Genomic DNA, 17989 nt, shown 5'->3' on the forward strand with positions numbered 1-17989 from the left:
GTGATTACCTCATCTCTCAAGCCCATCCTGGTGGTGGAAGACAGCGTGGAGGATTTTACGGCTCTGGGACGTGCCTTCCGCAAGCAGGCGCTGCCCAACCCGCTGTTGCGCTGCGAAGACGGCGACCAGGCGCTGGAGTACCTGCAGGGCTACGGCAGGCGCCCCGGCTGGCCGCAGACGCTGCCCGCCTTTGTGCTGCTGGACCTGAACCTGCCCGGCACGGATGGGCGCACGGTGTTGGGTATTCTCAAGCAGGACCCGCTGCTGCAGTCTATTCCGGTTATTATTTTCAGCACGTCTTCCAGCAGCCGCGACGTGGAGGAGTGCTACCGCCTGGGGGCCAATAGCTACCTTACCAAACCTATTGAGTACGCTTCGCTGGAAGAGAAAATGCGGCTGCTGGTAAGTTATTGGCTGAAAGCTTCGGAACTACCCCCGATAAGCCAGGCATGAGCGGAGCGAAGAAGATTCTACTGGTAGATGACAATGAGCAGGACCGGGTGCTCTATAAGCGCTACCTGCGCAAACACCTGGGGGCGGAGCAGTTTGAGGTATGCGAGGCCTCGTCGGGAGAGGAGGGCCTAGCCGCCTTCCAGTCCTGGCAGCCCGACTGCATTCTGCTGGACTACAACCTGCCCGATACCGATGGCCTGAGTCTGCTGCTGGCCCTGCAGCGCCTGGCTCCGCCCCATACCCTGTGCGTGGTAATGATTACGGGTGGCGGCAGTGAGCAGCTGGCTGTGCGCGCCCTCAATAACGGGGCTCTGGATTACTTGGTGAAGCAGCATTTCGACCAGGAGCTGCTGGGTAAGACGGTGCTCCATGCCATCGAGAAGAATGAGTGGCGCCAGCACATCAGCCAGCACCACGCCCAGCTGGAGGTTGTAAACCAGCAGTTGCGCGACTCCCTGCGGGAACTGACCGAAACGCGCCGGCAGGTGCAGGAGTCCAATCAGCAGCTGCAGCTGGCCCACGAAGAAGTGCAGGCCCGTAACCAGGCCCTGGATGCCGCCAACCAGGAGTTGGCCCGCACCAACGCCGACCTGGATAATTTTGTGTACGCTGCCTCCCACGACCTGCGGCAGCCTGTCAATAACCTGGAAGGGCTTTTTCAGGAGCTGCGGCGCTCGGCTACCTTCCACGACCCGGAGCAGGCCTACGTGCTGCGCCTGGTAGAGGAATCGTTGCGCGACCTCTCCACCACTATCAATGGCCTGACGGCTGTAGTGCAGGAAGAGCGCCCGCCCGGCCAGGATCTGACGGAGCCTGTGGAGCTGGCCGGCCTCACGGCCGACGTGCTCCAGACCCTGCGCCCCCAGGTGCTGGATACCCAGGCCACCATCCTGACGGAGTACGCGGCCCTGCCTCAGATAGTATTCGTGCGGGCCAACCTGCGCACCATTCTGCTTAACCTGATTGCCAATGCCCTTAAGTACCGGCACCCGGCGCGCTTGCCGCGCGTGCGCCTGCGCAGTTGGGCGTCGTCGGGGCAGGCCGTGCTGGAGGTAGCGGATAATGGCCTGGGTATTGACCTGGAGCGCCATGGTCAGGAGCTGTTCAAGCTGTTCAGGCGCTTTCACCACCACGCCGGTGAAGGAACCGGGGTAGGCCTGTTCCTGGTAAACCGGCTGGTGCAGGGGCAGGGCGGCCGTATCGAGGTCGAAAGCCAACCCGAGGTGGGTACTACCTTCCGGCTGTATGTCCCGGCCCTGCCGCTATAGCGGGTTGGGTTCGGGAGGCAGGGGTAGCTCCTCTAGGGGCTGGCCGGGTCGGGCGTAGCCATAGCGGGCTACTGGCGTAGCCGTGTAGTACGTGTCGAGGCCGCTCAGGGCCACAGTACCGGCCGCGGGCAGATCCAGGGAGCCATCGGGGCGTAGGGCGTCGGCGGGCAGGTATAGGTGCAGCACCCGCCCGATGAGCAGCACGGTGCCGTTGGCTTCAATGGGTACTTCCTGCACCAGCTCCAGGCCTATCTGCAAGCGGCTTTCCTGCACGTAGGGGGTAGGAAAGTCGTCCCGGAACTCCGGTGTCAGGCCGCAGGCCTCAAACTCCGATACCTCTGCTTCAAAATTGGCTGAGGTATAGTGGGCCTCCCGCACTATATCGGCGTGCACGTGGTTGAGCGTGTAGTAGCGGGTAGCCCGGATGTTGTCGTAGGAGTGGCGCGGTACGCTGGGTGGGCGCATAACCAGGCCCAGCAGTGCCGGGTTGGAGCCCAGGTGCACCACCGAGCTGATAATAGCCAGATTGGGCTGCCCCGCCGCATTGGCAGTGCTCAGCAGATTGGCGGATTTAAACCCAGTAATGGCGTTGATCAGATTGAGCCGAAAAACCTTTTCCAGCTCGGCCAGATCAGAAGCGGTAAAATGAGGCATAGAATAGCAGCGAAGGGGGTACGAGAAGCATAACCGCTTCGGCGGGAAAATGTCAGGATAACTGTTGCTTTTATTTTAAAATAATATCCATGATAAAAATAAAATACCGTCACCCCATTAAATTTATTAATGGGGTGACGGTATTTTATTTCGTAAATAATAAGGCTGCCGGGTTAGGGCATCAGAACCTTATCAATTACGTGAATTACGCCGTTGCTCTGCGTTACATCGTAGGTGGAAATCGTGCTGATATTTCCTTTTTCGTCCTGGAGCACAATGTTTTTCGGACCGTTCATCATGGCCTTCAGCGTGCCGCCGCTTACCGTCTTGAGCGTGGCCGTGCCCTTACCCGATTTAATAGCGGCCATAATCTTGTCGGCTGTCAGGTTGCCAGCTACCACGTGGTAGGTCAGGATTTTGGTGAGCGTGGCCTTATTCTCCGGCTTCACCAGGGTTTCCACGGTACCGGCCGGCAGAGCGTTGAACGCAGCGTTAGTGGGCGCAAACACTGTGAAAGGGCCTTTGCCTTGCAGCGTTTCTACCAGCCCGGCGGCTTTCACGGCCGCTACCAGGGTCGTGTGGTCTTTGGAGTTAACGGCGTTTTCAACAATGTTCTTGTTGGGGTACATGGCTTCGCCGCCTACAGCTACGGTACCTGGGGTGAGTTTGGCCTGAGCCACGGCCGAAGTGATGGAAACCGTGCCCAGCAGGGCGGCGCAGGCAAAAGAAAGCAGGTGCTTTTTCATAAATGTAATTAGGGGAGGGGTGAGGAGGAAAAGATATTTGACCGCATTTACGCCGCCCCTTATTTAATCGGATTTACCTGCTTGTAAATATTTTTATGCTGCTGCGAAACGGGGCGTCTATCTATTTGAGCTCACGGAGTTAATATTTCTGATTTTAAGTTAATTCCCGAGCTGGCGTATCAGCCATTCGGGGCCGGGTGTGGCAATCAAGCAGCTGCCATCCTGGTGCCTTGGTATTGGATAAGCCAGGCCACTCAGTTGGAGTAGTTGGGGCGGCCCAGTAGTTGCAGTTATGCGAAAAATCAGCCTATATTTGTTGACCCGCTGACCGGCGGTGAAGGCAGGGGGCAAACGGCTCCTGCCGGAAACAAATAACGGGATAAGCCCGTAAGCCTACCCCGTTACCGTGTTCTATCAGTGGCGTTCCAGAATAAAGGAAACCACCGCGCGAACGATTCCTCCCAGGGCTGCTTTGCCCAGCTCCAGGAGGACGCGGGCCAAACCAAGCTGCTCGGTTTGTTCCGCTTTCACACGTACCTTCTTCATTGGAGTCAGAAGTTAGGTGTTTGCCCACCTGCTTCTTGAAACCCCGGCTGCGCCAACAGCCGGGGTTTTCGCTTTTCTGAAGCGACCCGCGTTGGTGAGATGGTGTAACCGTGCGTTTGGGGCAAATATACCGGGCGCCGGCTCCAGACCCGCGCTCCGGCCGGGTTTTAGGCTCGAAAGGGGGTAGGGACGGCCGCGCGGGTGTCGGGCAAAGGCCAATCCGGCGTACTTTTGCCGGCTCATCTTTCCCGCTTGTTTTCTATGCCAACTGCCCCCGAGGAGCTTATTCAGCATACCGCCGACTTTATCCGCGACAAATTCCTGCACGAAGGCTCCGGTCACGATTGGGAGCACATCCGGCGGGTGTGGCAGGTGGCCCGCGCCCTGGCTCGCCAAACCCCCCAGGCCAATCTGCTCGTGACCGAGCTGGGAGCTCTGCTGCACGACGTGGCCGACTGGAAGTTCCACGATGGGGACGAGGAGGCTGGCCCCCGCGCCGCCCGCCAGTGGCTGGAAAGCCAGCAGACGCCGGAAGCTGTTATCGGGCAGGTAGAGGCCATTATCCGGGAAATCAGCTTTAAGGGCTTGGGGGTGGCTACCCCCATGAGCAGCCTGGAAGGGGAGTTGGTGCAGGACGCCGACCGCCTCGATGCCATTGGGGCCATTGGGGTAGCGCGGGCCTTTGCCTACGGCGGCCACAAAAACCGGCCCCTGCACGACCCCTCGGTGCCGCCGGTTCAGCACGAAAGCTTCGCGAGCTACAAGCAGAATACGGCGCCCACCATCAACCACTTCTACGAGAAGCTGCTGCACCTGCGGGAGCGGCTGAACACACCCGCCGCCCGCCGGGTAGCCGAGCAGCGTCACGCTTATATGGAGCAGTTTCTGGCCCAGTTTCTGCGCGAGTGGGAAGGCCAGGATGTGGAGGAGTTGTAATTCCTATCTTTACCCCATGGCCTTTTTACCCTCTGTTTCCCGCTGCCTGGCGCCCTTGTTGGTGCTGGTAGCGGTGGCTTCCTGCCGCACCTGCCCCATTGTTTCCTGTCATACCCGCAAGGTGCACCTGCACAGCGGCGTCAAGTACCGTGGCCAGCCTTTATTCAAAAAGCAAAACCCCGCAATTGGCGAAAAAATCAAGGTGCACAAGCAGGAAACGGGCAAGCACAAAAACGACCGGAGCAAGCCGCTGAAATAGCCCGCAAATCGGGCTTCTAGCTAGGTAAAACGGGTTTTTTTGCCTATCTTGCAGGCTTAAAGAAGTTCACTCTCACGGGCCGGCAAGCTCCACTATTCGGGGCCGCCGCCGGCCGACTACACTCTCCCTATGGCGGAAGGCGAAAAGATCATTCCGATAAACATTGAAGATGAGATGCGTGGGGCCTACATCGACTACTCGATGTCGGTTATCATCTCCCGGGCCCTGCCCGACGTGCGCGACGGCCTTAAGCCTGTGCACCGGCGCGTGCTCTACGGCATGTCGGAGCTGGGCGTATCCTACAACAAATCCTATAAGAAGAGCGCCCGTATTGTGGGGGAGGTACTCGGTAAGTACCACCCCCACGGCGACTCCTCGGTTTATGATACGATGGTGCGCATGGCCCAGGACTGGAGCCTGCGCTACCCCCTCGTGGATGGCCAGGGTAACTTCGGTAGCATCGACGGCGACTCGCCGGCGGCGATGCGCTATACCGAGGCCCGCCTTAAGCGCCTCTCCGACGAGATGCTCGGGGACCTGGACAAGGACACGGTGGATTTCCAGCCCAACTTCGACGACTCCCTGGAGGAGCCATCGGTGATGCCGGCCAAGTTCCCGAATCTGCTGGTAAACGGCACCACCGGTATTGCCGTGGGTATGGCCACCAACATGGCCCCGCACAATCTCACGGAGGTAGTGGACGGCATTGTGGCCTACCTGGCCAACCCCGAGATTACCGTGGCCGAGCTGATGGAGCACGTAACTGCGCCCGACTTCCCGACCGGTGGTATTATCTATGGCTACGAGGGCGTCAAGCAGGCCTTCGAAACCGGCCGTGGCCGGGTGGTGATGCGCGCTAAGGCTCATTTCGAAACCCTGCCCTCAGGCAAGGAGCAGATCATCGTTACCGAAATTCCCTATATGGTGAATAAGGCCGGCATGATCGAGAAAACGGCGGCCCTGATCAACGAGAAGAAAATTGAGGGCATTGCCGATCTGCGCGACGAGTCGGACCGCGACGGTATGCGCATCGTGTATGATCTGAAGCGCGATGCCATGCCTACGGTGGTACTGAACAATCTGTTCAAGTACACCCAGCTGCAGTCCTCGTTCGGAGTCAACAACGTGGCGCTGGTGAAGGGCCGCCCAATGACGCTGAACCTGAAGGATCTGATCCAGCACTTTGTGGAGCACCGCGCCGATGTAGTCGTGCGCCGGACCCGCTACGAGCTGGCCGAAGCCCAGAAGCGCGCCCACATCCTGGAGGGTCTGCTCATCGCCCTCGACCACCTCGATGAGGTAATTGCCCTGATCCGGGCTTCCCGCGACGGGGATGCGGCCCGTCTGCAGCTGATTGAGCGTTTCTCGCTGAGTGAAGTGCAGGCCCGCGCCATTCTGGACATGCGTCTGCAGCGCCTCACCGGCCTGGAGCGCGACAAGCTGGTAGCCGAGTACAACGAGCTGATGGCGCAGATCGACCACCTGAAGGCCGTGCTGGCCTCGGAAGACCTGCAGCGCGACATCATTCGTCAGGAGCTCATCGACATCAAGGACCGCTACGGCGACGCCCGCCGCACCAGCATCGAGTACGCCGGCGGCGACTTCTCAATGGAGGACATGATTGCCGACGAGAGCATGGTGATTACCATCTCCCGCGAGGGCTACATTAAGCGTACCCCGCTGGATGAGTACCGGGCACAGGGTCGGGGAGGGGTAGGCGCCCGCGGGGCGGCTTCCAAGCAGGATGACTTCACAGAGCATCTGTTTGTGGCCACCACCCACGAGTACCTGCTGTTCTTCACGGAGCTGGGCCGGGTGTTCTGGCTGAAAGTGTACGAAGTGCCGGAAGGAGGGAAGAACACCAAAGGTCGTCCTATCCAGAACCTGATTGAGATTCCGCGGGAAGACTCCGTCCGCTCCGTGTTGAACGTGCGCGGTCTGCGCGACCCGGACTACCTCGACAATACCTTCCTCATGTTCTGCACCGAGCAGGGCACCGTGAAGAAAACCCCGCTGGAAGCTTACTCGCGGCCCCGGGCTGCCGGCATCAATGCCATCACCATCAACGAAGGCGACCGACTGCTGGACGTGCAGCTGCTCAACGGCAACTCGGAGGTAGTGCTGGCTCTGCGCTCAGGCCGGGCCGTCCGTTTCCCCGAAGAGAAAGTGCGCTCCATGGGCCGCACGGCCGCCGGGGTGCGTGGCATTACGCTGGCCGAAGACATGGCTGACGACCGGGTAGTGGGTATGGTGTGCATTGATAAAGACAGCCAGGATGAGTTGCTGGTAGTATCGGAAAACGGCTACGGTAAGCGCAGTCCGCTGGAAGAATACCGCATCACCAACCGTGGCGGTAAAGGCGTGCGGGCCATGAAGCTGACCGACAAAACCGGCCAGCTGGTGGCCATCAAGACTGTCAGCGACTCCGACGACCTGATGATTATCAACAAGTCCGGTATTACCATCCGTCTGCGCATGAGCGAGTTGCGCAGCATTGGCCGGGCCACCCAGGGGGTGCGGCTGCTGAAAATTAGCCAAGGCGACGAAATTTCGTCGGTGGCCAAAGTAGCGGCCGAAGAAAAAGATGCCGAGGCGGAGGAAGCCGGCCTCGACGGGCTGTTCCCGGCGGTTAGTCCGGACGGGGAGGAGCCAGTCGGCGCCGCGCCGGACGCCGACCTGGAAGACCTGACGGGTCCGGATTCCATCAGCGCTAATTAACTTGCGACGGCAGAACTCATCGGTGAGTTCTGCCGTTTGCGTTGCAATTCCTTTCACTAACCCTGCTCATTCTTCAGTAAGACTCCCATGAAGAAGACTATTTTGACCCTCGTGGCCGCCGCCGCTTTCTACACGGCTTCGGCGCAGAACTCGGCCGTTACCAATGCCATTCTGTTTCAGAAGCAAGGCACGCTGGACAAGGCCCGCACCGAAATCGACAAGGCTATTACCAACGAGAAAACCCAGGGCAAAGCCAAAACCTGGTACACTCGGGGTGAGATTTACGAAGGCATTGTAGCCAGCCCGATTTATGGTAAATCGTTGCCGGCCAGCGAAGGCACCAAAACGGCCTTTGAGTCGTATTCGAAAGCTGTGAGCCTGGAAGGCAAAGACAGCGAGTACGGCAAGATGGCCTCGCAGAAGCTCGATGGCCTTTATGGCCTGGCCCTTAACTCGGGGGTAGAAAGCTACAACGGCAAAGACTACGCAAAAGCCATCGAAGCATACCGCATGGCCCAGCAGATCCGACCCCAGGACTCGACGGCGTATCTCTACGCTGCCTATGCTTCGGAAGCCAACCAGGATTTCACGGGCGCAAAGGAAATGTACAGCAAACTGCAGGGCATTGGCTATAAGTCGCCGCAGATGTATGGCCGACTGCTGCAGATTGCCCGTCAGGAGAAGGACGACGCGGCAGCGCGTAAAGTGCTGCAGGACGCGCTGGCAGCGTATCCTGCCAACAAAGGCTTTATGCTCGAAGACCTGAACATGGAGCTGAGCGCCGGTCGCGGCAAAGAAGCCATCAGCAAGATTGAGCGCGCCATTGCTGCCGACCCGACCAACTCCAACCTGTACGCAGTGCTGGGTTCCGTTTATGACCAGGACAAGCAGCCTGCCAAAGCTCTGGAGGCCTACAAGAAGGCTGTGGAAGTGGACCCGAATAACTTCGATGCCAACTTCAACCTAGGGGTGTACAACTACAACAAGGCCGCCGACTTGTACACACGGGCCAGCAAAATGAGTCTGGCTGAGTACCAGAAGTCGGGCAAGAAGTATGAGGCTGATGGGAAGAAGTTCTTCCAGGAGTCGATTCCGTACTTCGAGAAGGCGCTGCAGGCTCAGCCCGATGATCGTTCTACCATCTCGTCGTTGCAGAAAGCTTACCTGCGGGTTGGCCGTACCGCCGACTCAGAGCGAATGTCTGCCAAGCTGGAAGCAAAGAAATAAAAGGAACTCCTCGGCTTAAGCAGGGGAGTTGATTTACAGCCCGAGGTGCACGATCAAGCGCTTCGGGCTGTTTGTTAGAAACTCTAATTAACATAATATAAATTATAAGACAAAAGAATATGGCCTTCGATCAGCGAATAATCATCTATATCAGCCCTTGTGGTCAGACAGGATATTCTGCAGTTAGGCAACCAGCGCAATCGGCAACGCGTGTGGGACCGTGCGGCAGTTGATACCTATTAAGAAGGAGAAGTTGTGACGCGGAAACTGCGTGATGCTTTAAGTGTCTAATCCATTTCCATTGTCATACTTGTCATATGTGGCAGACAAGGCCGCGCTGCATTCGCAGATTGTGCACTCTATATGGTTATGCCTCGGTCCCAACAACGACTCAGCAACTGAGCGCACGAAAGCGTCCCTAGATCTTCGAGCTGCCTTTGCGGCTGGCTGAAGCTAGTGACACGCGATTGAGGGCTAAATTTACTAGGACAGCGTGTCGGATACTTACGCGTTGCGGCAAGAAGCTAGTGGAACGTCGGCAATGATGTTAGCCGGTATTAGTTTCCAGACGTTGCGTCTAGTGGGGACGGCAAGGTGCTGCGTGTGGATCAAGCAGCAGTGGGCAAGATCATCTGCTGCTTTAAACAGTATTGTTGAGCGGCTACTCGTGAGGCTAAATCGACAACCAGGTTCAGTTTATACACCTGGTAACTATTAGGCTATTGCTCGGCCGGGTGCAGTACTGCAATGGGCGTCAAATCTTAACTAATCTACGGGACGGATATCACAAAGCACATGGTCTTTGGGTTTGTATGCCATCTTTTAATGGCCAATCCCAGAGCTGTGATAAGGAGAATTATGTACTGACTGAGGTAGCCACTGTTCGAAGGAAAGTAAAGGTTCAGTCTGGCCTCTCCCCTATCCAACCTCGGGTTCTAGTCTTTACTTAAGCTGAAATCAGCATAGTATGAATTGGAAAGCTTGGTTACATGATTTGATGCTCTATAAGACATTCTAAGCATCGGGCATGTCGGATGTGGCTTCAGTAGCTGAAGTTTTGGTAGAGCAGATATATACTTGTGAGAAAGGCGTTTTATGTCCCCTACCCGCCCGGGCCCCCCTCCTCCATTGGGTGGTAATAAAAAAAGGAGTTAATAAAATACGATATGCAAAGGAGAGAGTATGTAGTAGATAATACAAGTATATAAAAGCACAAAAAGTATAATAAGGTAATACTTTTATATATTATTTTGTGCTTTTTATGCCTTTTATACACTTGCTCTGACAACATTGTCTTCTTATACCTCGTATATTTACTACCTCACATTCCTTCTTACAACTCTCTCTTATGCCTAAGACTATTGATTATCCCCGCACTAGCTATACAGGTGCTTGGGAAGTGGCTGAAGTGGTAGATGATACTGGGGGCAAGTGCGCTATTGAAACGGCAGCGCGTAAGCTCAATCGTAAAGTCAGCGGCTCCTTCAAGGCTATCATTGGCTCTGCTGTAAAGTTCGGTTTGCTTACTAGCAAGCGGGAACTGCTAACGACTACCAACCTGTTCCGACGCATCAAGCACGCCTACGATAAGCATGAGGAGAAAATTTATCACCGTGAAGCTTTCCTTCACCCCCCACTCTTTACCCAGATATGCCGCAAGTTCAGGAACCGGGAACTGCCTGTGCACATGTTCGACGTGATGCTTATTCGGGAGTTTGGGGTTGAAGAGATAAACGCACAAGGTGTAGCAAAGGCTTTTGTGGACGGAGCACGAATGGCAGGCATCCTGGATGAGCGAAACGTGATTATTGACATTGATCAGTTAGCAGCTCAACAAACGCCCCGGCGCGAACTGGCCAGCTCTGAAATGCCCCTGAATATGTTCCGGGCTGGATCAGCTGCTGCTACGGAATCTCAGCCACCACGAGCTGCTTCTAGTGCTCCTGCAGAGCCACAACAGACGCTCCCCCCTTCTAGTGGTATATCATCCATACCGTCTCTTGTACCTTCCGGGCGGACAATGGATGCTGTATCCAGCCTATTTGGCCTGGATACTTCGGATCTGGAAGACTTTACCCAGGAAGGCATCACGCTTGCGGGGCCAACCGGTGCTGGACCTGAGGCCGTGTTTATACCACCCGTAACGACTAATACTACCAATACGGGTAGCGTTCCTACACCCGAGCCGACCACCATACCCAGTGGCACTGCAAGCAGCATACCAGAGGCCCCGCAGCGGCCAGCACCAATTCCCCCCGCAGAACCTGCCGTAACGCCAGCAGTGTCCTACACCATCCGGATTAGCGGGCCTGGGTTGGACTCGCAGCTGTCCGTACAGGAACTGGATGATCTGGACATTGTAGAAGCGCTTTTGGAGAAGATCCGACGAAGGTTGAAAAGCTGAAACCCTTCCCTCCTTAATGAGTCCCGGGCAATTCACGCTAATGAGTGATTGACCCGGGACTCACTTCTCCAACTCTTGGTTATCTATTATGTTAAATAAATGTTTTATTCAATCAACTGCTTATCAGGCATTAATCAGCAACGCCGTTTATTCATTAATTGGATCTAGCCGGGAAACAAACCAATAACCCGATTGCCGGTCGCGGCCCAGATAGAATGTATCCAGTGGGGTGACCCGCACCCAGCTGGCCCAGCCAACGGGTAGTCGGCTTTTGGCGGGGGAAGCACTGAAAACCGCTAAGGGCTCGCGCAGAGACTGCAGCGTGGCCGCCGTGGGATGCCATACCGCAACCGTACGGCCGGCCGACCACACCTGCTTTACATGCAGGGTATCCAGGCTGCGCCAGTTCGCAACGCCCGCCAGGCCCGGGAGGGTACGCATGTTGGGCATACGACGTAGGCCGGGGGTCTGCTTGCGGGATTCCCAGGCCGGGTACGCGGGTACCAGCAGCGCTACCATAGCTACTCCCCCCAGCAGCGTGGCGCTAATCATCACCTCGGTGCGGACAAGGCGTATCCCCCACCCCCACACCCAGGCGGCCAGCCCTCCAAAAAGCACGACACCCAGTATAAACCGAGGACTAGCCCAGGCCAGTTCGGGCAAACGGCTCAGAACCATAGCCACGGGCAAAGCGGCATACGCCACCGCCAGCAGACTCCCCCAAACCCGGACCAGCCAAGCATCTGGGGTTGTTCGGGCCGTGGTCCGGGTACTTTCCCAGTACCGCAGCATTCCAGCAACAAGTAAAGCCAGTGCCGGCATGAGGGGTAACATATACCGCTCCTTTTTCTCGGGCACCAGACTCAGCAGTACCAACCCGATCATCACCCACCCCAACGCCACGGCGTACGGAATAAACCGCCCGGCCCGGGGCCGGGCGTAAGGGCTGACCAGGACAACCAGGGCAACCAGAGCCCACAATCCGGTGAAGGCAAAAAACGACCAGTAATACCACAGGGGCTGCACGTGCCGCTCCCCCCAGGAAGATATTTCCGTGCGGGCCACTTTTAAGGCCACCGGCGCAACTTTCAGCCAGATGTACACCGGCCAGCTGCCACCAATAAGCAACGCCACCGCTGCCGCGGCCAGAGTGCCCGCCTTGTGCTGCCCTAGCTGCCGGCGGTGCTGGGCCCGGGTAAGCAGGTAGGCCCCCACAAAGGGTAACAAAACGGCATATACCGCTACGGGCCCCTTACTCAGGATAGACAGCCCGGCCAGTACCCCGGCCCCAAACAACGGCAGCCACGAGTGTTGCGGGCGCTGCCAGCCGCGCACCAGCAGCCACAGGCTACCCACCATCATACTGGTGGCAAATATGTCCCACTGCCCCTCCCGGGCCGTAGTAACCACCAGCAGGCTACTGGCAAGCACTAGGGCCCCGAGCCAGGCGGTGCGGCCGGGGCGAAGGTCCTCCCCCGGGGCATGGCGGGTCAACTCCCGCGCCAGCCCCCAGAAAAACAGCACCAGCAGCGTGCCCGCCAACCCGGCCGGCACCCGCAGCAAACCTAGCTCTTCGGTGGGCCCAATCAGTTGCTGCCAGGCCGCTACGGCCCAGGTAGGCAGAGGCGGCTTGGCAAGGCGCAGCTCACCGTTCATCGTTGGGATAAGCCAGGACCCACCAGCTACCATTTCCCGGGCCGCCACAAAATTGCGCGCCTCCATCAGGCTGACTTCCGGAGCACCGGCGTACAGAAAGAAATTAACCCCACACACGGCCAGTACCACTACCCACCGCCCCCAGTGGGCAGTCCTACTCGTTGAAATCCGCATAAAATCTGTTCAGTATTTTCCTAAGGTAAGGGCCGTTGCGCTTCGGGCGTGGTAAGCCGGGGCAGCACCCGCTGGCTAGGGCCGACGCAAGATGGCCCGCAGGCGCCGCACGTTGTCCACCTCATACGCGTCGGGCCCTACTCCCGCCACTCGCCGGAGGGCCCGGGCCGAGCGCCCCCCAAACACCACCACCTGCTTGCCCAGCCCCCGCAGGCAGGCCACCCGCTCGGGGGTAACATCGTCTTTGTGCAGCACCGCAGACCCCACCGTGGGCAGCCCCTCCAGCTCCCGAAGCCCGGTTTCAAACTCCCCGGTAAACTCAAGGCCCAGCGCCACGGCCGGCAACAACCGGTGCAGATACCGGAGCGTAGCGGGGCGGTTGGTGAGGATAAGGACCCGCTCAGCCGGCACCTGGTAGCGCGTCAGCAGTTGCCGCAGCCTTCGGGCCAGGGCCTCGCTACGGGCCACGTCACCGCTGGAGCAGGCATCATCTTCGTGCAGATCCAGGTGGAGGTAGGGAAAGACCGGGCGCCGGGCGAGCTGCGCGAGTATCATTTCCAGCGTGGCTGGCTGCTCGTGCTGCCGCCAGTTGTGAAGCCAGCCCACCCGGTAGCGCAGCTGGGTAAGGCGGGCGGCCGGGGTCTGACTAACGCAGCCGGTACCGTTGGTCATGGAATTCAGGGTGTGGTCGTGGTAGAGGACCGGAATGCTGTCCTGGCTTAGGCGCACGTCCGCCTCTACCCCATCGGCCCCGTGCGCCAGGGCCCGCTGAAGGCTTCGCAGACTGCTGGGGGGTAGGGAATTGAAGACATGCACGAAGCCCGAACCGGCGTGGCCGATGACCAACGGCGGCCCGGGAGCCGTTTGGGCCAGCAACCCACCGGCAGGCGTCACAAAACTCAGCAGCAGGCCACCAAGCCAGCCCCACACCGCGGCCCGCGTAACTAGCATCATAGGTAGGGAGAGCAGAAAAGGAAAGAAAAACCAGACAGACGGCGGCCGCCCCATCCTGGGGAGCCATCTGCTGCTTAGCGTAACCGTAGAAGGGCATTTCCGGTTACATTTGCGCCCCACCCCTCCCACCGGGGCTTCTCCCCTTCATACACACTCTCTCCCGCTGCACTTCACGCATGGCTTCCATTCTGGTTACAGGCTGTGCGGGCTTTATTGGCTCGCACCTCGCCGAGCGGCTGCTCCACGACGGGCACCGCGTGGTGGGCCTGGATAATTTTGACCCCTTCTACGACCGTGCCCGCAAGCAGCAGAACCTCCGAATCTGCCTCCAGCACCCTCGCTTTACCTTCCATGAAGCCGACCTGCGCCAGGGTATGGATGCGCTGGTTGACGCCCTGCCCGCCGACCCCATAGAAGTAGTGGTACACCTGGCGGCCAAGGCAGGGGTAGGCCCTTCGGTGCGGGAGCCCATTGCCTATTTGGAAAACAACGTGGTGGGGACGACGCACCTGCTGGAATGGATGCGCCTGCGGGATATCCGAAAGCTGTTTTTCGCTTCCTCGTCCTCGGTGTACGGCAACACCCCGGAGCGGCCCTTCCGCGAGGATATGAACCTGCTGGCCTCCTGCATTTCGCCCTACGCGGCCTCTAAGCTCAGCGGCGAGCAGCTCACCTACACCTTCCATCACCTCCATGGGCTGGATGTACTCAATGCCCGCTTCTTTACCGTGTATGGCCCCCGCCAGCGCCCCGACCTGGCTATCCATAAGTTTGTGCGGCTGCTCCGGGCCGGCGAACCTATTCCGGTATTCGGCGACGGCACTACGGCCCGCGACTATACCTTCGTGCTCGATACGGTGGACGGTATTGCCCGGGGTGTGGCCTACCTGCTGACCCACGACCAGGTCTATGAAACCATTAACCTGGGCAACAACCGCCCGGTGGCCTTGCTGGAGCTGATTGAAGCCGTGGGGCAGGCCGTACACACTACCCCCCAGTTGGCCTTCCAACCCATGCAGGCCGGCGACGTGGACGTCACTTATGCCGACATCAGCAAAGCCCAGCGCCTGCTGGGGTACGAGCCCCAAACTACCCTGGCCGACGGGCTACAGGCCTTTGTGCAGTGGATGGACCAGTCGGAACCTATCTGACATCTCCTATACTCAGCCTCCTATCAAACAACAAAGGCCCGCCAGATACATTCTGGCGGGCCTTTGTTGTGCTTTCAGGTAAGGTTAGAGGGTAGGCGTCCGGGCCATGCGGGCTTCTTCCCGCCGCAGCAGCACAATGTTGCGGGCGTACACCACCGTGCCGAAGATATTCCCGATCAGCAGCACCACATCCCGCCGCAGAATGGCGTAAATCAGGATGAGTACAGAGCCCACGAAGCTGATCAGCCAGAAGCTCAGGGGTAGCGACGATTCGCCTTTGCGTTCTGAATACAGCCACTGGTACACGAAGCGCAGCAGAAAGATGGTTTGGCCCACTGCACCCAGCATGAGTACCCCGCGTGGAATGCGACTGCCCAGCATGGCCCGCAGGCTAAAGTGCTGGTTGCCGGCCACAAACCAGCCCAGCATAGCCACCGGAAACACGTAAGCCCCGGCCCGAAACCAGGGGTTCAGCTTGTTCCACTCGCCCAGCAGCTGCAGGTTGCGGATATAGATGGCGTAGCTGATGAGCTGAGCGGCCAGGATGATGGGGTCGTGACGCAGGATGCCGTACACAATCATCAGAAACGAGGACACCAGACTGATCTGCCAGAACAAGGTAGGCACCAGCACCCGCTTGGCCCGCTCGCTTTGGATCCACTGCAGCACAATCCGGCTGGAAAACAACAGCTGCGAAACCAGCCCAATACCCAGCGCCAGGGTTTGCGTGCTCATATCTAGGGCCCCCACTTAGCGGCTTGCGTTAGGAAGGCTATCCACCGAAGCTTCTGAGACCGACTGGCGGTGGTGCTCCCCGATTTCATAGTTCTTCCAGCGGCTGCGGATCCAGCGGAACCCGAAGGTATCGACCAGGGGCTTCCAGGCCCGGTTCCAGAGGTTGTACTTAGCCGTGCCCGCAAAACGCGGAAAGTGGCGCACCGGCAGCTGCTTCACCTTGCCGCCTTGCAGCTGCACCAGTGCCCCCAGGAAGCGGTGCATGCCGTGAAACAGCGGAATCCGACGGGCATACTCGATTTTCATAATCTTGAGTGGGCAGCCCGTATCCTGAATTCCATCGTTGATGAGGGTGCGCCGCACCCCGTTGGCAATCTTGGAGGAAAGCTTCTTGACGAAGGTGTCCTGGCGCTTGGCCCGGATGCCGTTCACCATGTCATACTCCGGGAAAAACGGCAGGAACTCCAGAAAATCCAGTGGGGTGGTTTGGATATCGGAGTCAATGTAGCCAATCAGGGTGGTGCGGGCGTAGTCAACGCCGGCTTTGATGGCCGTGCTCAGCCCCCGATTCTGGCTTAGGCTGATAAACTCGTAGTGGGCACTGCGGCCGCATACCTCGCGCAGAATGGCCAGGGAGCCATCGGTAGAGCCATCATTGACGAACAGGACGGTGGTAGCCACGGGCGTTACGGCCAGAAACTTGTCCATCTCCACCACAAACTGCCCCAGGCTTTCTTCTTCGTTATAAACGGGTACCAGCACCGTCAGGCTTTGCTGGGCTAAATACGCGGCATTATCGGGCATACAGGAAGGTTTCTGAGGGAAAGCCTGCAAGGTAACACAGATTTAACGTGTGCTCTTCCTTACGCAAAAGCGCCCTACCGGGTAGATAGGGCGCTTGCAGTTAATTCAGCCGAAGTTGCGACAGGGGCACCGCGTGCCATTTGGCAAACGCCTGCCACTGCCGTCGCCAGTAGGTGTATTCGCCCAGCACACAAATCACCTTGTCGCCTTTAAAGTAGATGCGGGTTTTAACCTGCTGGTTTTTCCAGTCTATGGGCCCAGCTTCATCGGGTTCCATATCTTCTACATTCTCCCAGAGAAAGGAGCGGGGCGTTTCATGTTCCTGGCCTAGCATATCCTGCCAGAGCCGCATAGCGTGGGCAACGGGTGAGGGAAACATACGAGCTGAAAAGTAAATCAAACCTGCGCCAGGCTCCATACAGCAAGCCCGACAGTTCAACTAATATAGTTATAAAAACTACATCATAATCAGCTCCGCCCCTCACTAGAATGAAATTATCTTATTCCATTTGGTTTACTCTTATCACCCGGCAAAACACGCGAGCAAGCATATTAAAAGTATGGTATATCCCAGTTGAAACATTATCCGCGCCTTACCCCATGTTTAATGGAATAATACAGATACCTGTTTACTCCCGCCGAACTCCCGCAGCAATGGTGGTGTGGCGCTGACGCAGTACCTGCACAATGTCTTCCAACGACAGACCTGAGGCCGTCAGGAGCACTAGCAGGTGGTAGAGCAGGTCGGCGGCCTCCCCTTTCAGGCCTTCCAGATTTCCGCCTACGGCATCAATCACCGTTTCCACGGCCTCCTCTCCCACTTTCTGGGCAATCTTTGGCATGCCCTTACGGAACAACGACACCGTGTAGGATTTGGGGTCTTCGTCGGGGAACTGCTGGCGGCGCTGCACTAAGCGCTCCAGTTCAGCAATAAAGCTAACAGCCGGGGCCGGGTAGGCCATTTGATCAGGCTGTTCAAAGCAGCTAGTCGTGCCGCGGTGGCAGGTGGGCCCGTCCGGTATGGCCCGGATCAGCAGGGCGTCCTGGTCGCAGTCGGGGTGTTGGCTCACCACGGTGAGGTAGTTGCCCGAGGTTTCGCCCTTGGTCCAGAGGCGCTGCTTGGAGCGCGAATAGAAGGTCACGCGGCCCGTTTGCTCGGTAACGCGCTGGGCTTCCTCGTTCTGATAGCCCAGCATCAGCACCTGGCCCGTGTGGGCATCCTGCACAATCACGGGAATCAGGCCATCGGGCATTTTAGCAAAGTCCATTTTCATAAAACTCATGAGGTGACAAAGGGATGAGAG

General features: G+C 58.0%; 17 protein-coding genes. 8 read left to right on the forward strand and 9 right to left on the reverse strand.

Annotation, left to right across the window (positions count from 1 at the left end):
* Window positions 1-453, forward strand: coding sequence for a response regulator (locus FGZ14_RS05230; RefSeq protein WP_219601058.1), 453 nt, complete (start codon window positions 1-3; stop codon window positions 451-453).
* Window positions 411-1721 carry a hybrid sensor histidine kinase/response regulator gene (locus FGZ14_RS05235; protein ID WP_139921923.1) on the forward strand — a complete coding sequence of 437 codons (1311 nt, stop codon included), beginning with the start codon at window positions 411-413 and terminating at the stop codon, window positions 1719-1721. The genes FGZ14_RS05230 and FGZ14_RS05235 overlap by 43 nt, the downstream gene beginning before the upstream one ends.
* Here the strand turns inward: FGZ14_RS05235 and FGZ14_RS05240 are convergent.
* From FGZ14_RS05240 to FGZ14_RS21980, 3 genes are all read right to left on the reverse strand, one after another.
* Entirely contained in the window at window positions 1716-2375 is a 660-nt protein-coding gene (locus FGZ14_RS05240) for a flavin reductase family protein (RefSeq protein ID WP_139921925.1), read from the reverse strand. The two genes, FGZ14_RS05235 and FGZ14_RS05240, sit on opposite strands and share 6 nt — an antisense overlap.
* A 173-nt stretch (window positions 2376-2548) precedes the next feature.
* Window positions 2549-3121 (reverse strand): fasciclin domain-containing protein, encoded by a 573-nt coding sequence (locus FGZ14_RS05245; RefSeq protein WP_139921927.1) that lies wholly within the window; start codon window positions 3119-3121, stop codon window positions 2549-2551.
* A gap of 414 nt (window positions 3122-3535) precedes the next feature.
* Window positions 3536-3667, reverse strand: coding sequence for a hypothetical protein (locus FGZ14_RS21980; protein ID WP_257883345.1), 132 nt, complete (start codon window positions 3665-3667; stop codon window positions 3536-3538).
* Window positions 3668-3928: 261 nt separating this feature from the next.
* Between FGZ14_RS21980 and FGZ14_RS05250 the strand changes: the two genes are divergently transcribed.
* The 5 genes from FGZ14_RS05250 to FGZ14_RS05270 all read left to right on the forward strand — a co-directional run bounded on the left by FGZ14_RS05250 (window position 3929) and on the right by FGZ14_RS05270 (window position 11211).
* A complete protein-coding gene (locus FGZ14_RS05250) occupies window positions 3929-4603 on the forward strand; it encodes an HD domain-containing protein (protein ID WP_139921929.1) in 675 nt (224 codons plus the stop codon).
* A gap of 16 nt (window positions 4604-4619) precedes the next feature.
* A complete protein-coding gene (locus FGZ14_RS05255; RefSeq protein ID WP_139921932.1) occupies window positions 4620-4862 on the forward strand; it encodes a hypothetical protein in 243 nt (80 codons plus the stop codon).
* Between the two features lie 129 nt (window positions 4863-4991).
* Window positions 4992-7580: a DNA gyrase subunit A gene (gene gyrA, locus FGZ14_RS05260; RefSeq protein ID WP_139921934.1), complete on the forward strand. Its 2589-nt coding sequence runs from the start codon at window positions 4992-4994 to the stop codon at window positions 7578-7580.
* An 87-nt stretch (window positions 7581-7667) separates the two neighbouring features.
* Window positions 7668-8807, forward strand: a complete 1140-nt coding sequence (locus FGZ14_RS05265; protein WP_139921936.1) for a lipopolysaccharide assembly protein LapB — start codon at window positions 7668-7670, stop codon at window positions 8805-8807.
* A 1348-nt stretch (window positions 8808-10155) separates the two neighbouring features.
* Complete coding sequence (locus FGZ14_RS05270; RefSeq protein ID WP_139921939.1) at window positions 10156-11211, forward strand: hypothetical protein; 1056 nt, start codon at window positions 10156-10158, stop codon at window positions 11209-11211.
* 147 nt (window positions 11212-11358) lie between these two features.
* On the opposite strand, the gene FGZ14_RS05275 is transcribed toward FGZ14_RS05270, so the two are convergent.
* Window positions 11359-13041 carry a glycosyltransferase family 39 protein gene (locus FGZ14_RS05275; RefSeq protein WP_139921941.1) on the reverse strand — a complete coding sequence of 561 codons (1683 nt, stop codon included), beginning with the start codon at window positions 13039-13041 and terminating at the stop codon, window positions 11359-11361.
* Between the two features lie 75 nt (window positions 13042-13116).
* The gene (locus FGZ14_RS05280) at window positions 13117-13995 is read right to left on the reverse strand and encodes a glycerophosphodiester phosphodiesterase (protein ID WP_180754502.1); all 879 of its coding nucleotides are present in this window, start codon (window positions 13993-13995) and stop codon (window positions 13117-13119) included.
* Between the two features lie 176 nt (window positions 13996-14171).
* On the opposite strand from FGZ14_RS05280, the gene FGZ14_RS05285 reads away from it, so the two are divergent.
* Complete coding sequence (locus tag FGZ14_RS05285; RefSeq protein ID WP_139921945.1) at window positions 14172-15146, forward strand: GDP-mannose 4,6-dehydratase; 975 nt, start codon at window positions 14172-14174, stop codon at window positions 15144-15146.
* A gap of 84 nt (window positions 15147-15230) precedes the next feature.
* Here the strand turns inward: FGZ14_RS05285 and FGZ14_RS05290 are convergent, their stop codons facing one another.
* The 4 genes from FGZ14_RS05290 to hisIE form a co-directional block, all read right to left on the reverse strand.
* Entirely contained in the window at window positions 15231-15881 is a 651-nt protein-coding gene (locus tag FGZ14_RS05290; RefSeq protein ID WP_139921947.1) for a lipid-A-disaccharide synthase N-terminal domain-containing protein, read from the reverse strand.
* Window positions 15882-15896: 15 nt separating this feature from the next.
* Window positions 15897-16685: a glycosyltransferase gene (locus FGZ14_RS05295; protein ID WP_139921949.1), complete on the reverse strand. Its 789-nt coding sequence runs from the start codon at window positions 16683-16685 to the stop codon at window positions 15897-15899.
* Between the two features lie 100 nt (window positions 16686-16785).
* Window positions 16786-17064, reverse strand: coding sequence for a hypothetical protein (locus FGZ14_RS05300; RefSeq protein WP_110979280.1), 279 nt, complete (start codon window positions 17062-17064; stop codon window positions 16786-16788).
* 250 nt (window positions 17065-17314) lie between these two features.
* Window positions 17315-17959, reverse strand: a complete 645-nt coding sequence (gene hisIE, locus FGZ14_RS05305) for a bifunctional phosphoribosyl-AMP cyclohydrolase/phosphoribosyl-ATP diphosphatase HisIE (RefSeq protein ID WP_180754600.1) — start codon at window positions 17957-17959, stop codon at window positions 17315-17317.
* Between the last annotated feature and the right edge of the window lie 30 nt (window positions 17960-17989).

It is taken from the genome of Hymenobacter sp. DG01 (assembly GCF_006352025.1).
In the GTDB taxonomy this organism is placed as follows: Bacteria; Bacteroidota; Bacteroidia; order Cytophagales; family Hymenobacteraceae; genus Hymenobacter.

Bases quoted from the DNA above. Each gene is read 5' to 3' on its own strand.
- FGZ14_RS05240 (WP_139921925.1), bottom strand. From the start codon at position 2,375: ATGCCTCATTTTACCGCTTCTGATCTGGCCGAGCTGGAAAAGGTTTTT.
- FGZ14_RS05245 (WP_139921927.1), bottom strand. From the start codon at position 3,121: ATGAAAAAGCACCTGCTTTCTTTTGCCTGCGCCGCCCTGCTGGGCACG.
- FGZ14_RS21980 (WP_257883345.1), bottom strand. From the start codon at position 3,667: ATGAAGAAGGTACGTGTGAAAGCGGAACAAACCGAGCAGCTTGGTTTG.
- FGZ14_RS05250 (WP_139921929.1), top strand. From the start codon at position 3,929: ATGCCAACTGCCCCCGAGGAGCTTATTCAGCATACCGCCGACTTTATC.
- FGZ14_RS05255 (WP_139921932.1), top strand. From the start codon at position 4,620: ATGGCCTTTTTACCCTCTGTTTCCCGCTGCCTGGCGCCCTTGTTGGTG.
- gyrA (WP_139921934.1), top strand. From the start codon at position 4,992: ATGGCGGAAGGCGAAAAGATCATTCCGATAAACATTGAAGATGAGATG.
- FGZ14_RS05265 (WP_139921936.1), top strand. From the start codon at position 7,668: ATGAAGAAGACTATTTTGACCCTCGTGGCCGCCGCCGCTTTCTACACG.
- FGZ14_RS05270 (WP_139921939.1), top strand. From the start codon at position 10,156: ATGCCTAAGACTATTGATTATCCCCGCACTAGCTATACAGGTGCTTGG.
- FGZ14_RS05275 (WP_139921941.1), bottom strand. From the start codon at position 13,041: ATGCGGATTTCAACGAGTAGGACTGCCCACTGGGGGCGGTGGGTAGTG.
- FGZ14_RS05280 (WP_180754502.1), bottom strand. From the start codon at position 13,995: ATGATGCTAGTTACGCGGGCCGCGGTGTGGGGCTGGCTTGGTGGCCTG.
- FGZ14_RS05285 (WP_139921945.1), top strand. From the start codon at position 14,172: ATGGCTTCCATTCTGGTTACAGGCTGTGCGGGCTTTATTGGCTCGCAC.
- FGZ14_RS05290 (WP_139921947.1), bottom strand. From the start codon at position 15,881: ATGAGCACGCAAACCCTGGCGCTGGGTATTGGGCTGGTTTCGCAGCTG.
- FGZ14_RS05295 (WP_139921949.1), bottom strand. From the start codon at position 16,685: ATGCCCGATAATGCCGCGTATTTAGCCCAGCAAAGCCTGACGGTGCTG.
- FGZ14_RS05300 (WP_110979280.1), bottom strand. From the start codon at position 17,064: ATGTTTCCCTCACCCGTTGCCCACGCTATGCGGCTCTGGCAGGATATG.
- hisIE (WP_180754600.1), bottom strand. From the start codon at position 17,959: ATGAAAATGGACTTTGCTAAAATGCCCGATGGCCTGATTCCCGTGATT.